The following is a 12,788-nucleotide window of genomic DNA, read 5'->3' as shown; positions in this document are numbered from 1 at the left end:
GGCATATCGTAAATCTATGCACACCAAGCCCACCCGCACAGGCCAGCAGCCCACCGACGTTCTCCCTCCAGCGGCCGACACCCGCCATCCATGGCAGTGGGTCATGGCCCCGGGCGTCGACTTCCTGTCCCCGAGCGCTGCCAGCGACTACGCGAACGCCGGAAAATGGCTGTGGTTCCTGCCCGTCCGCGCCCTCAACGCAGGCTGGCAACTCATCAAGACGGCCGTGGAAGCCGGACAGCTGGGACCCGGAGCGAAGGTCGCTACCCTGGGCAACGATTTCGACGGTGACCCCACACGCCGCCCGGTCATCATCTACACCGCCAACTACCACGACGAACAGGACGTACGACGCGTCCTGGTCGCGCTCCGCTCACTCGGCGTCCGGGACGCTCTCGCCTATAAGACCGACGAGGCCACCGAGCGCGGAGAATATGGGAACGGAACCAGCCTCTACACCAGCCCCGCCGCAACGACCAGAGTGGTCCGGCGGGACCGCCACGCCCAGCCGACCGCACCACGTACCCGGTCGAGCGCAAAAGCCGGATGAAGGCCCCAGCCCCTGGCCGGACACCGCGGCGCGCGGGTGAGGCAGCGCCAGTTGCCCGTCGGCGGAGTCCGCCCAGTCGACTATGGCGCGGGTCTGCCAGAGAAGCCGGACAGCGGGGCGGAGGCGGTCAAGGCCAGGGATATGGCGATGGTGGTGCGACGACGCAGGGGAACCCCTTGCTGGGTGTGGCGGGTCTAACAACCGGTCGCGCAAGAGGATCTCCTCCGGCATGGGCCGGGGGCTCAGCGGCCGAGGTGGCGCAGGCACTCCTCGCAGGAGGCGTGCTGGGCGGTGATGGGGCCGCTGACCCGGTTGAACCAGGCCGCATCCAGGCGGGACTCGGGCCGCTCGTGGCCTGCAGGGCAGCACAGCCACACGCCGTCGCGGGTGCTGGCGACGATCCACTGCCGGTACGCACCGCAGTCGGCGCAGGCGTGGACCTCGCCATCGATGACGAGGGGCGCCTCGTGAGGCATCAGGATCCCGGCCAGCTCGTCACGGCTCGGCATCCGCAGGTCGGGCGGCAGGAAGTCGTCCACCACCGCGACGGTTGCCTGCGCGGCCGACGCCGGTGCCGGGTCCGGTTCGACGTGCATGGCGCTCCAGACCTCCCACTGCTGTTGCGCTTGAAGCCGCTGCTGTCGTTCACGTCTGCGTCGAAGCATCAGTTCCCCCTCGTCCTGATCCAGCCGGGCACGGGAGATCGTGCATCAACCCCGTGACCTGCCGCAACTAGCAAATTTATGAATAGTCACAGGCCCCGGCGACGGTCGTCGCGGTTCTGTGCCGGCCCGGTTGTACGCGACTGCGACGATGCCTGGGCTGTGGTGGTGCCGGGGAGGGGCTGGGTGGAGGCGTCGGCTGGGAGGCCGGCTGCGCGGCGCAGCCGCCACACGAGGACGTCGCTGACAGAGGCCGCGCTGTCCAACTCCCGCCGGGCCGTTGCCTCGGTGAGCAGCAGGGTGGGGTCGTGGCCGGCGGCTTCGGCGTCGGCGAGGGTGGCCGCGAGCGCGGGCCATCCCGCCTCGGCGAGGATCTGCTCGGCCAGTTCCGGAAGCGCTTGGCGCACGAGGAGGGTGTGGCGGCGTTGCAGGGGGAGGGGGAGGAATCGGCCGCGCTGGTGGAGGACGGCCATGGGCTGGCCGGCGGCGGCCTGGTAGGCGGCGCGCAGGTGTTCGGCGGCCTGGCGGGCGGCCTCGGCCTGCTGGGCGTGCTGCTTCTTGCCGTGCCAGTGCGCGGCGGCGGTCACGAGGAAGAACGCCATGTCGATGAGCATGGCGGTGGTGGCGCCGTCCTCGCCGCGGCCGAGGGCCGGTCCGCCGTGGACGAGGTCGCGGGCGGCCTGGCGCAGGGCACGGTCGTGCCCGCGGACGGCCCGGACGTGGGAGCGGGAAGCCCGCTCGAACGCGACGGCAGCCTCACCGAGTTGCTTGCGGGTGTGCGCGGCGGAGGTATTCGCGAGGGCGTCGAGGACCTCGCCCGCCGCCGCGATGTGCGCGGCGATCACGCCGTCGTCACCGTCGTCGAGGACCAGGACCGCCTGCCAGGCGGCGATGGTCGCCGCCCGGCGTGCGGAAGCGGGCCCGGGCACGGCTCGCAGCGGAGTGTCGGCCGTAGCGCTTTCGCTCTTCTGGCCGGACGGCACAGCGACGCTCCAGCGCTCCCGGATGTGGGGCAGGGACAGGTCCGGGGCGAGCCGCGCACCCGGGTAGAACACCGGCTCGCCGTCCTTGTTGCGGTCGTCGGGGAGGGCGACCTTGTACCCGAGGAGGTCACCGGAGGGGGCGACTCGCTTGCGGATGAGCAGGCCGGCGGCGGCGAGGCGGCCGAAGAACTCCTCCTCGCTGCGCACCCCGGCGACCGCGCGGCGTACGGTCTCGCGCAGTTCCTCCCGGGCGGTGCGCTCCCGGCCCTGGCGCTCGGCCTTGTGGCGTTCGGCGCTGGTGGGGCGCTGCGCGGCGGTGCCGTCGCCGGGCGCGACCTGGTGCAGGCCCAGTTCCTTCTCGATGAGGCGGCACTCGGCCTGCGCCCGTTTGCCGGAGCGGAAGTCGTCGGGGCGGCTGCCGTCCTCGCACACCAGGGTGGCGATGATGTGGATGTGGTCGTCCGCGTGCCGTACGGCCGCCCAGCGGCAGCCCGGCTCGCCGCCGCCGGGGTCGATGCCGGTGGCGGCCACGATCCGGCGGGCGATCTCGCCCCACTCCTCGTCGGACAGGATCCGGTCGTCCGCGGTGGCGCGTACGGAGGTGTGCCACACGTGCTTGGCGGGTCGGGCGTGCTCGGCAAGCGCCTGGACGGGCTGGTCGAGGAGCTGCTGGAGGTCCTTCAGGGTGGCGTTCGGGTCACGGCCGGGATCGGGGGACATGCCGTCGAAGGACGCGACGAGGTGCGGGTCGGTGTGCTCCTCGTGCGTGCCCGTTCCGTACAGGTAGGCGAGGAGGCCGATGGTGCGCGATCCGGCGGCGTGGACTCGGGGGATCACGAGGTGCGCTGCGCAATCAGCTGGGCTGCGGCTTCGTGCACGGTCTCGGCGGCCCGGTGGACTGCGGCGAGGGCCGCGTCGAGCTGGGGGACGTCAGCACCGGAGTTCAGGGCCTTGGAGACCTGGTTCAGGTTGCTGCCGGCCCAGCCGAGCCTGCGCCGGCTCTCGAACAGGGCGGTGATCACCTCGCGCTCGTCGGCTATCTCGGCGCTGGTGCGGTCGAGGTCGCGGGCGGCGGCGAGAGAGGCGCGGGCGAGGAAACCGGCGACGGACAGGCGACACCGGGCAGCGGCGGACTTGATCAGGGCGAACTCTTCGTCGTTGAGGCGGGTATTGGGCTGGTGCAGGCGCTTCTTCTCGCGCGGCTGGCGCGGGCGCTGTCGGGCGCGGTCGGCGCGGTCGCGGCGGCTGCGACGCTCGGACGGCTTCTCCTCCTGCCCTGGCTTCGATCCGCCCCCGGTCGAAGCCAGAAGGGCCTGCGCCCCCCGGTGCAGGTCCTGGCCCGCCCCCTCGGGTGCGGGTCCGGCGGAAGCTACGCTTCCGTCCCAACTTGCTCGCGTCGAGGTCGAGTTGGATTTCGGCTGCGCGTGCTCGATCGCGGGCGTGGTGTACGGGCTGGTCATGGGATCGGGGTCCTCGTTGCTGGGCTGGCCGGTGGTGTGGGATGCCTGTCGGATGGCCGCCTGCCCTTGCCGTATGAGGTGGACGGGCGGAAGACGGGCGGGTGGCCCGGCCGGTGACCGGGCCACCCGGGTGCCAGATGGCGATTGGCAGGCGGTTGACCTGCGGTTATGGGAGTGTCAGCCGCATTCGGGGCAGCGGGCGTAATGCTGGGTGAGGGCTCTGGCCATGCGCTGTTTGGAGCCGGCCGCCATCATGGCGCTGGCCTTGCCCGGCCGGGTGCCGGCGTGGCGTGCGGAGTGGCTGGCCATCAGGCCCATCTCCGTCTCGAACCCGGCCTTGATACGGGTGAACTTGGGGCAGGTCTTCATCGGGCGGAACTCCTCTTCGCGGACGGGGTGCTCTCGTTGCGCAGGCGCGCGAGGACCGGGGTTAGGCGGTCGTTGCGGATCGGGATGCTGTGCTCGCGCATGATCTGGCGCAGCTGCACCCGTGTGATGGACTCGTTGCCGTCCCGCTTGAGCGCCGCCGGGACATGGGGACGCAGCAGGTCGACGATCTCGTCCTCGGAGAGGGGGGTTCGGGACCGCGGTCCCCGTCCCGTACGGGGCCGTGGTCCCCGTGGCGTTCGGGACCGGTCTCGTGCACGGTCCGGAGTGCGCGTGGCTGCGGGGTTCGGTCCCCGGTCCCCGGTGGCGGGCTCGTCCTCGCCGTCACCGCGGTCCCCGTCCCCAGCCTCGTCCCGGTCCCCATCCCCGTCCGGGTCCCCCTTGGGGACCGGGTGGGGACGCGGTCCCTCGGCGTCGGTCCCCAGCCCAGCCCACAGGCGGTCTCCGGTCCCCGGGACCGCGAGGGAGCGCTCGTGCCGGGGACGGTCCCCGCTGGGGACCGCAGCCCTGGGGACCGGGACTGTTTGGGGACCGAGGCCGGCGTCCGCCGCCGTGGCGGTGCGGTTGCGAAGGGGACCGTGGCTGCTCCCGGGGACGGTCCCCTCGGTGCGGGGACGGTCCCCTGCGGCGGAACCCTCGGTCCCGCTCGCGCGGTCCCCCTGGAGGACCGCGGCGTTGGGGACCGATCGGGGACCGTGGTCGCTGCCGTGCGGGACGGTCCCGGCGGTGTCGGTTCGGTCCCCTCCGGCACGATGGGCGTTTCCGTTGGGACCGTCCCCGTTGGGGACCGGGACCGTATGGGGACCGTGGCCGGTGTCGGGGACCGTGGTGGTGCGGTCTCGGAGGGGACCGTGGCCGGTCCCCTCGGTGGTGTGCGGACGGTCCCCTCCGATGGAGGACTGCCTCCCGTACACCCGCTCCCCGTCGTGCTGGGCGCCCTGGCTCCATCCGGGGACCACCCGGTCCCCGACTGCCTCGTCCTTGGCGGCCGGTCCCGGCGTGGCGGCTGCCTGGGCACGGTCCCCATCCGGGCGCTGGTTGGGCTGGGGGGTTGCGACGAGCTGGTGGAGCTGGCGCATCAGGACACCGAAGGCCAGCAGAGCGGCAGTCGGAGGGATCGCGGCCACTACGTAGTTCAGCAGCGGCACCGGCGCGGTGCCGGTGCCGCTCACGCCGGCCACGTTGAGGGCGATCGAGCCGACCGAGCCGGTGGCGGTCAGGGCGATGGCCCACCAGTCGGTGACCCGGCGCAGCCCGGCCCGCAGCATGAGCAGTTCGCCGGTGACGATGAAGGCATCCAGGGTGGCGGGCCACGCCCACTGGCGTATCGGGGAGCCACCCAGGCCGTGCAGGCCTGCGACCTCGGCCAGGTGCGCGTACGAGAGCCAGAACCCCGCGGCGGTGAGCGCCACGATGACGGTGCCGGCAGCGATCAGGACGTATCGCTCGGCGCTCTGCGTGGTCATCGGGTGGTGCCTCCGTTCGTCGTGGTGCTGGCGTCGGCCGCTTGGCGGGGGGCGTCGTAGGAGACGGCTGCTGCGGAGATGCCGACGGCGGCGGTTGCCGTGCGCAGGGTGCTCAGGGGCATGGCGACGGCGTGGTGGTGGCGGGGAGGCATGTGGCCTTTCGGAAGTCGTTGATCAGGGCGGCGGTGTGGACCTGTCGGGACACGGGTTCGGGGGTCTGCTTGCTGCGGTCGCGTTCGGGACCATCGCCGTCGTGGCGTAGGCCTGCACCGGAGGGTTCGACGCCGTCGACTTCGGCCTGGCATGCTGTGGCGAAGGGGTTGGTGTCGAGGACGACGTTGAAGTTGTCGCGGTCCTCGATGGCGCGGGCTTCCTCGCGCAGGACGTCGCGGGCCCAGTTGAGGCTGACCTGCAGGGTGAAGGCCAGGCGTTCGGGGCTCCAGCCCTGGGCAGCCGCGTACCGGATCAGGGTCCTGCGTTCGTGCTCGCTGAGCTGGATGCTGCGGCCGTTGATCACCGACAGCACGCGGTCGTAGTCGAGCCTGTGCTCCACTTTCTCGTGCCAGTGGAGGCGCTCGTCGGCGGTCATGCCGCCCCAGATGCCTTCCTTTTCCTCGTTGTCGAGGGCGTAGTTGAAGCACTCCTGGCGGACGGGGCACATGCCGCAGGTCTCCAGGGCCTCACGGATGGCCCAGCGGTCGCGGGGGGCGTGGAAGAACAGCTCGTCGGCGGAGTCCGGGTCCATGCCGTGGCAGGCGGCGCGGGCGTGCCAGCTGTGGTCGGAGACGCCCCGCAGCGTCGGCGGGGGAGTGGTGTTCGAGGTGATCGTGCGCATCGGGAGCTGTCTTTCGGGTACGCCTCACAGGCCGGCGGTCAGGGCCGCACGGCACCTGCGGTCGGGCCGGGGTGCGGCTGGGATGCCGGTGGGAGGCGGAGCAGGAGGGCGACGGCGGCGGTGCCGCGCCGGGTAGGAGGTGTGCCGGGCGCGGGGCCGGTCAGGCGCGCTGGAAGCGGCGGTCGGGTCCGGTGAATTCGACCGGGGTGCACATGCCGGACAGGCGGGACAGGACCCGGTCGCCTACCTTGTCGCGCAGCACTGGGAGATGCTTGTCCATGCGGTCGTCGCGGACGGGCGGCAGATTGGTGGTGAAGATCGTCGGCAGGCGGTTCTGGCAGCGCCAGTTCACCAGCCGGAAGGTGATCTCCTCCGTCCACTCCGAGGTCTTCGCGGCGCCGAGGTCGTCCAGGAGCAGCAGCGGCACCCGCATGATCCGCCGCAGCATGTGCTCGGGGTCCACGCCGGACCGGTAGCGCATCTCCGCGTACAGGTCCGCTGCGGTCGTCGCATGCCACTCGACCCCGCACCCGGCGGCAGTCAGGGCCCGGACCGCCCCGTACGCCTCGTGCGTCTTCCCGATCCCGGTCCCGCCCCACAGCAGCAGCGACGGTCCGTGCGCGATCCGCCGGCGCCCCGGCCTTCCCCACTGGGAGTTCAGATCCTCCGCTGCCGGAGCGACCGCGGCGTCCGCGATGGTCCGCACCCAGGCAGCGACCTGCGGATGCCGGGGGACGGCATCCCGGTAGGCGTACGGGATCCGCTTCTGGGCGGCCTCCAGCGCCGGGATCGGCTCCGGCGTGTCCGGCAGCACCGGTGCGGTGGCCACATCGATGCCGCGCTCGGCCAGGCGGGCGGCCAGGCGCTCACGCAGCCGGTCGGAGACCACGGGCAGCGGGTCGGTCAGGCGGGCGCGAGTCACAGACTGCCTCCGAACGTGGTCGGCTCGGGCGCGGTCGGGTTCATGTAGGGCGTGTATCCGGAGGCGCGGGCCCAGGCCCCCGCGTCGGAGGCGGACGACACCCCGGCGGCAGACGGCGGCGGTGAGGCGTTCAGGGCCTCGTTGACCAGACTCGGCAGCACGCTCGGATGCAGGTTCTTGAACCGCAGCCGCTCCAGCGCCGCCCGGATCACCTCCGGATCGAAGCCCTCCTCCAGCAGCCCCTTGACGTGCCGCCCGACCAGTCCGATCACAGCCTTCGGCGGGCGCTGGACGTGGCCGCCGACGTACTCGGCCACCAGCTGCTTCGTCGAAGCCGCCTCGGGAGCGGACTCCAGCGCGGGGGCATCGCCCCCCTTAGGGGAAGATCCAGGATCCAAGATCCTAGATCCAGACGACGAGCCCTCGCGAGCCTCCGTCGAGGACTCGGCGAACGCCACCTGACCTGTGCTTTCTTCATCCGGCGCCGGAGGCGCGTACGAGACGGCCTCACAGGCCCGCCCCGACGAGGTATCGGGCTCGGCCAGCACGGCGGTGGGCTCGGACGCTGGCGCGAATTCGGGGGAAACCGGGTGATCGAGGGCTCGGCGAGGGTTCACCGAACCCTGCGGGACCGGGCCGCCGATCCCCGCCGGCGTCGCCGGAACCTGCACCGCGGCAGGCTCCACGGCCGGGCAGGTCGTCTGCTTCTCCGCCGCGCACCCGCCGCACCGCTGGTGTGTCTGGTGCTTCGGGCAGCGCGACTGGCGGGAGGCGGAGGGACGGTCGATCTTCTGGTGCTTCTCCCACGTCACGATGTGCAAGTACTTCTTGCCGTCACACCCGATGTAGCGGCAGATCAGCCCGGCCGCCTCCAGCTGCTCCAGGTCGTTGGCCACGTGCTCAGGGGTGTGCTCGGCGCGCAGAGCCCACAGAAACCCGGCGATGATGGCCGGGTGGGCGAGGAACCGACCGTTGTCGTCCGCCTGGGTCAGCAGCCCGATGAAGGTCACCATGGCGCTGATGTCGACCGAGGCGATGTCCTCGGACAAGAACATCTCGGGCTTGATCGTCCGGATGCGGGCCATCAGGCAGCACCCCCGCGGACGGGGTTGCGAAGGGGGGACATTGCCGCGCGGGCCGAGTGATTCGGCCTTTTGCGTTGGGCAGCCGTCATGCGACACTCTCCTGTGCAGTGAAGCCACACCGGTGGTCCCGTGAGAAGGATCGGTGTGGATGAAGGTGATCTCCGGCCCTTGCCTGGGCGGGAGCGCCGTGAGCGTCCGGCGTCTGAGAGTTGCCTCTCTCAGACGCCGTCGCCGTTTCTGCGGTTTAACCCGCGAGGCTGGTGCGCGTGCGGCCCATGCCCCTCCCCCGATCCCCCCTTGGCCGGGCGGGCTGCCCGGCGAGCGACGACGAACATATGGGCAGGTTGCGCGAAGGTCCAGACATAGCTCTACAACCCCATACAACTTCCCGAACCTGCTCTGACCAGCAGGGACGACGGCCCGGCGCAGGTGTGCGCCAGAGGCTGCGCCGCCCGGCCGGAGCCGGTATCGTTCGCCGCAATGAAGCTAACTCTGTTTGCCGGACCCGGCAAGTGGGTAAGCTGAGGTTCGTTGAATTCGCCGGATTCCGGTCCGGGGTCCAGAGGAGGTGCAGGTGGCGGCACGTGCCGTGGACGGTCAGCGCATCCGCGCGGTGCGCCGGTCTGCAGACCTGACCCAGGACTTCGTGGCCGCGGAGCTCGGGGTGTCGCCCAGCGCAGTGGCGAACTGGGAGAAGGGCACTACGGCCCCCGACCCCTGGAAGCTTCCGGCCTTGGCCCGCACCCTGGGCCGCGACCTCGACGAGCTCTTCCCCCGCCAGGGCCCCCCTGATCTCGGCGACCTGCGCGGAGACGCCGGCTTCGCCCAGTACGAGGTAGCGCAGATCCTCGGCACGAAGTCGGAAGGCCCCGTCGCCAACGCCGAACGCGGCAAGCGCCGGCTATCCGGCAAGTTCGTCGAGCCCCTCGCAACGGCGTACAGGGTGAGCGTGGAGCGTCTGCTGGCAGCGCAGGAGCGCAGCTTCGGCCTGGACGCCCCCGAGCCCGACGACGAGATGCCCACCACCCTGGCCGAGAAGATGAAGTACCTGCTGGATAACCATGACGGCCCGGCGCTCAGCGACGCTGAGATCGCCGAGGCGGTCAACCGCTTCGCGGGGGCCGCCGTCATCTCCGAGGCTGGTGTTCGCGACCTGCGGACCGGCGCGGTGACCGAGGCATCCCCCGTCGTGCTGGAAGGGCTGTCGGCCGCCTTCGGCGTGACCGCGCTGTTCTTCCGCAGCAGCGAGGCCGTGGCCCAGCAGGTGGCCGAGGGACTGACCCTGCTGGCGCACGTCAAGAGCGGCACCATCCGCGGGCTCAAGGGCCGTCAGCTCGGAGCGGAGGGTCTCTCGGACGACGTCATGGCCCTGATCAACGGGTTCGTCGCCGAGATGGAACAGAAACATCTGCCCGGCACGGACGACGGCAAGTAGCCTCCCCCTTCGGGAACATCACCCGCACCGCTGCCTTGTCGCCCCGACGTGCGGGCAGCCGGTGCTGCGGCGGACCCGGAACACCCCTATTCGGTGAGAGGTTGAACCGCGTGACCGACCTGACGGCCCCGCTCCACGACGCCCAGGTGACGTTGCTGCGGACCATGGCCCACGAGTACCTGCTACGCGCCGACGGCTCCTGGCCCACCTGGCGGTGGGTCGTCCACACGCTCGACGGGATGGATCTCGACGCCGAACAGCTGATCCGGTCCCTGCCCCGCATCGGAACAGGGGGCACCTCCTATGGGCTCACCCGCGGCCTGGGGCCGCATATCGCCGACGGCGAGCAGATCTCCCTGACCATCGCAGCCGCCGCCCACATCGACGAACTCGACAGCGTGATCGTCCCCAAGTTCCTTCGTGTGTTGCCGTACCTGGTCGCTGCGCAGAGGGCCCCGATGGCCTCCAGCCAGCAGGTACACCAGCCGCGCGTAACTTCAGAAAACCTCCTTCGCGCGTTCCCCGAGATGCCGGACTTCATCACGAACTGGCTGCCAGGGATCCTGGAAGGCGAACCCGCCACATGGTGGGGCAACTCCAGCGGCCGCGACGCCGCTCAGGGAACGTGGTACCGCGACCTGAGCCGGGAAATCCGCCACTACAGGGGCGTCTCCACCCTCGCCGAATACATGACGGCCGTCGCCGGTCACCTCGCCAGACACGACCGCAACATCACAAGCCCCGGCGCGGCGGCGGCAGCCGTCGCCCTGTCCTACGGCTCGAGTCCACCCGCCGCCGGGGCCGGAGACACGGATGCCAGTTCACCTTCCGTGCTGCCACCCCCGGAGGAAGCCGCCACGATGCTGCTGACCCGGCTCGCCGACCGCGCAGGCGGATCCACCACGCAGTACGTCCCCCTCGCCGAGTTCGCACAGCCGGACACCGTCCTGCACACGCGGGCTGTCGAGGCGGCCAACCTGCTCGGCACCCGAGAACAGGTCGAAATCCTGCCCACCTTGGGCGGCGGCCGAGGAACGGCCCTGCGGATCACCCCGCCAGGGCTCCTGGAGGCCGAACGCATCGCCCAGGCCCGCAGGAACGCCGGCGCCCGCCACGACCACGCCTTCAACGAGCTGGTGGCCAGCGCCTACGCCCGCGAACGCTCCGAGCTCGACCTCCAGGAATTCCTGGCCACCACCTACTACCTCGGCGAACCGCACGCCGTCAACACAGTCATCGACGCCGCACGAGAACTGCGGGACCACAGGCTTGCCCAGCTGGACCCGCCCGAAGGACGCCCCACCCGTCTGACCCTCACCGCGCAGGGGCGGACCTGCGCCCGATCCGGCACGAAAGCGAGCGACTACGTGACCAGCCAGAACACCCCGGGAATCCAGTTCAACCAGTACAACTACGCGGGCTCGACCGGCGCCCAGGGCCAGTACGTCACCCAGAACGCCGGCCTTCGGCCTGAGCAGTTCGCCGAGATGGTGCGGCAGCTGCGCGAGCTCGCTCCCGCCCTGGACGTGGACCAGAGCGAGTTCGTTCACGAAGTGGAGGTACTGGCCGACGAGTCTCTGGAGCTGTCCGAGCGCCGTCGCGCCGGCGACCGTCTCCGCGGCTGGCTCGAGGCAAACCAAGGCGCGGTCGGAGGCGTTCAGACCGTGCTGTCCGTCCTCGGCCTCTTCCTGGGGTGACTCCTGCGAGCGAACGGCCCGCGGTGTGCCGCGCGGACTGCCTTAAGGGCGGGGCCGACTGCCGGACCCGCCCTCAAGACTGCGGTTGTCGCTGTCAGGTCAGGACGCCAGGTACTGCCGGCCGCCCGCGAAGACCGCCCGCACTGTGCCGAGGGCGGCCAGATCCTCCAGCGGGTTGCCGTCGACGACGAGCAGGTCGGCGGTGTAGCCGTGGGCCAGACGCCCGACCTTGCCGTCGAGGCCGAGCGCCGCGGCGGCCTCGGTGGTGGCCATAGCGAGGATCCGCTCGCGGGGAACGCCCAAGTGCTCATAGAACCCCAAGGCCTGGACCAGCCCGTCGAACCCGGCTCGCTGAACTCCGGCGTCGGTGCCCGCGACCAGGCGCACCCCGGCCTCGGCCATCTGCCGGACCAGATCGAAAATCGCCTTCGCGCGGTCTTCCCCGAAGAACCGCGGGAGCATCTGCCAGTGGGGGCTCACCGCCGGACAGACGTGGATGCCGCGCTCGATGATGCGGTCCAGGACGTCCGTACGGAGGTCGAAGCCGGTCTCGGTCATCCAGGTGCAGTGCTCGATGGTGTCGACGCCGGCCTCGACGGCGTCGGCGATGGCCTGCGTCCCGTGGGCATGGGCAGCGACCTTCACCCCCGCCGCGTGAGCCTCCTTTACGACCACGGAGAGCTCGGCCACGCCGAACTGGCTCTGCCAGCTGGCGGCCCCGCCCTTGGTCAGCCCGCCGCCGCCGGCCATCACCTTGACGACCTGGGCCCCGGCCGCGAGGTTGCGCTGGACGAGCGCGCGGGCGCCATCGGCATCGGAGACCTCGCCACCGAGGAACCAGCAGTGTCCGCCCGGGGGAGTCACCGGGGCGCCCGCCCCGACGACCCGCGGCCCGGCCGTGTGGCCGTCGGCGATCTCGGTGGCCAGCCGCAGGGCCAGGCCGCCGCGGTCGCCGAGATCGCGGGCGGTGGTGACCCCTGTGGACAGCAGCTGCTCGGCACGCTTGCGCATGCCCTCCAGAAGGTCCTCGTCACCGGCCTCCTGCATCGTGGCCACCGGGTCGGCGCCGGCGTCGAAGACCAGGTGCACGTGGGCGTCGATGAGCCCGGGCATCAAGGTCGAGCCGGGAAACTCCCTGCGCTCGGTGCCCGCTTCGGCCTGTGCCTCGACCTCGGCGCAGGGGCCGACGGCAACGATGGCATCCCCCTGCAGCAGTACAGCACCGTCGGTGATCTCGGCGTCTCCCGTCAGGAGACGCCCGGCGGTGATCAGCATCAGATCTCGCTTTCCGAATCGGGTAAGACGG

Annotated in this window: 12 protein-coding genes and 1 pseudogene; 3 read left to right on the top strand and 10 right to left on the bottom strand. The window is 71.3% G+C overall.

Features of this window, described 5'->3' with window-relative positions; all coding sequences use genetic code 11:
* Positions 1 to 16 precede the first annotated feature (16 nt).
* A complete protein-coding gene (locus OG207_RS06710; RefSeq protein ID WP_285528396.1) occupies positions 17 to 550 on the top strand; it encodes a putative phosphothreonine lyase domain-containing protein in 534 nt (177 codons plus the stop codon).
* Between the two features lie 242 nt (positions 551 to 792).
* Here OG207_RS06710 and OG207_RS06705 read toward each other — a convergent pair whose 3' ends face one another.
* From OG207_RS06705 to OG207_RS06665, 9 genes and pseudogenes are all read right to left on the bottom strand, one after another.
* Entirely contained in the window at positions 793 to 1,215 is a 423-nt protein-coding gene (locus tag OG207_RS06705; RefSeq protein ID WP_285528398.1) for a hypothetical protein, read from the bottom strand.
* Positions 1,216 to 1,301: 86 nt separating this feature from the next.
* Positions 1,302 to 3,032, bottom strand: coding sequence for a relaxase/mobilization nuclease domain-containing protein (locus tag OG207_RS06700; RefSeq protein ID WP_329096771.1), 1,731 nt, complete (start codon positions 3,030 to 3,032; stop codon positions 1,302 to 1,304).
* Complete coding sequence (locus tag OG207_RS06695) at positions 3,029 to 3,655, bottom strand: hypothetical protein (protein ID WP_285528402.1); 627 nt, start codon at positions 3,653 to 3,655, stop codon at positions 3,029 to 3,031. Before OG207_RS06695 ends, OG207_RS06700 begins: the two co-directional genes overlap by 4 nt.
* Before the next feature lie 177 nt (positions 3,656 to 3,832).
* Positions 3,833 to 4,024: a hypothetical protein gene (locus OG207_RS06690; RefSeq protein ID WP_285528403.1), complete on the bottom strand. Its 192-nt coding sequence runs from the start codon at positions 4,022 to 4,024 to the stop codon at positions 3,833 to 3,835.
* Between the two features lie 1,054 nt (positions 4,025 to 5,078).
* Positions 5,079 to 5,508, bottom strand: a pseudogene (locus tag OG207_RS06685) (DUF2637 domain-containing protein); the annotation flags it as partial.
* Complete coding sequence (locus tag OG207_RS06680) at positions 5,505 to 5,630, bottom strand: hypothetical protein (RefSeq protein WP_285528405.1); 126 nt, start codon at positions 5,628 to 5,630, stop codon at positions 5,505 to 5,507. The gene OG207_RS06680 and the pseudogene OG207_RS06685, both read right to left, overlap by 4 nt.
* Complete coding sequence (locus OG207_RS06675; protein ID WP_329096768.1) at positions 5,621 to 6,343, bottom strand: WhiB family transcriptional regulator; 723 nt, start codon at positions 6,341 to 6,343, stop codon at positions 5,621 to 5,623. The genes OG207_RS06680 and OG207_RS06675 overlap by 10 nt, the downstream gene beginning before the upstream one ends.
* A gap of 160 nt (positions 6,344 to 6,503) precedes the next feature.
* Entirely contained in the window at positions 6,504 to 7,265 is a 762-nt protein-coding gene (locus OG207_RS06670; protein ID WP_285528408.1) for an ATP-binding protein, read from the bottom strand.
* Positions 7,262 to 8,350 (bottom strand): hypothetical protein, encoded by a 1,089-nt coding sequence (locus tag OG207_RS06665; RefSeq protein ID WP_329096765.1) that lies wholly within the window; start codon positions 8,348 to 8,350, stop codon positions 7,262 to 7,264. Before OG207_RS06665 ends, OG207_RS06670 begins: the two co-directional genes overlap by 4 nt.
* 574 nt (positions 8,351 to 8,924) lie before the next feature.
* Between OG207_RS06665 and OG207_RS06660 the strand changes: the two genes are divergently transcribed.
* Positions 8,925 to 9,785 (top strand): helix-turn-helix domain-containing protein, encoded by an 861-nt coding sequence (locus OG207_RS06660; protein ID WP_329096763.1) that lies wholly within the window; start codon positions 8,925 to 8,927, stop codon positions 9,783 to 9,785.
* A gap of 110 nt (positions 9,786 to 9,895) precedes the next feature.
* Positions 9,896 to 11,482: a hypothetical protein gene (locus OG207_RS06655; protein ID WP_285528411.1), complete on the top strand. Its 1,587-nt coding sequence runs from the start codon at positions 9,896 to 9,898 to the stop codon at positions 11,480 to 11,482.
* A 99-nt stretch (positions 11,483 to 11,581) separates the two neighbouring features.
* On the opposite strand, the gene OG207_RS06650 is transcribed toward OG207_RS06655, so the two are convergent.
* Positions 11,582 to 12,757: an amidohydrolase family protein gene (locus OG207_RS06650; protein WP_285528412.1), complete on the bottom strand. Its 1,176-nt coding sequence runs from the start codon at positions 12,755 to 12,757 to the stop codon at positions 11,582 to 11,584.
* Between the last annotated feature and the right edge of the window lie 31 nt (positions 12,758 to 12,788).

Source organism: Streptomyces sp. NBC_01439 (genome assembly GCF_036227605.1).
In the GTDB taxonomy this organism is placed as follows: Bacteria; Actinomycetota; Actinomycetes; order Streptomycetales; family Streptomycetaceae; genus Streptomyces.
Note: the sequence above shows the minus strand (reverse complement) of the source record. Positions and strands in the feature narration are given on the sequence as shown.

Bases quoted from the DNA above. Each gene is read 5' to 3' on its own strand.
- OG207_RS06695 (WP_285528402.1), bottom strand. From the start codon at position 3,655: ATGACCAGCCCGTACACCACGCCCGCGATCGAGCACGCGCAGCCGAAA.
- OG207_RS06680 (WP_285528405.1), bottom strand. From the start codon at position 5,630: ATGCCCCTGAGCACCCTGCGCACGGCAACCGCCGCCGTCGGCATCTCC.
- OG207_RS06690 (WP_285528403.1), bottom strand. From the start codon at position 4,024: ATGAAGACCTGCCCCAAGTTCACCCGTATCAAGGCCGGGTTCGAGACG.
- OG207_RS06665 (WP_329096765.1), bottom strand. From the start codon at position 8,350: ATGGCCCGCATCCGGACGATCAAGCCCGAGATGTTCTTGTCCGAGGAC.
- OG207_RS06710 (WP_285528396.1), top strand. From the start codon at position 17: ATGCACACCAAGCCCACCCGCACAGGCCAGCAGCCCACCGACGTTCTC.
- OG207_RS06675 (WP_329096768.1), bottom strand. From the start codon at position 6,343: ATGCGCACGATCACCTCGAACACCACTCCCCCGCCGACGCTGCGGGGC.
- OG207_RS06705 (WP_285528398.1), bottom strand. From the start codon at position 1,215: ATGCTTCGACGCAGACGTGAACGACAGCAGCGGCTTCAAGCGCAACAG.
- OG207_RS06650 (WP_285528412.1), bottom strand. From the start codon at position 12,757: ATGCTGATCACCGCCGGGCGTCTCCTGACGGGAGACGCCGAGATCACC.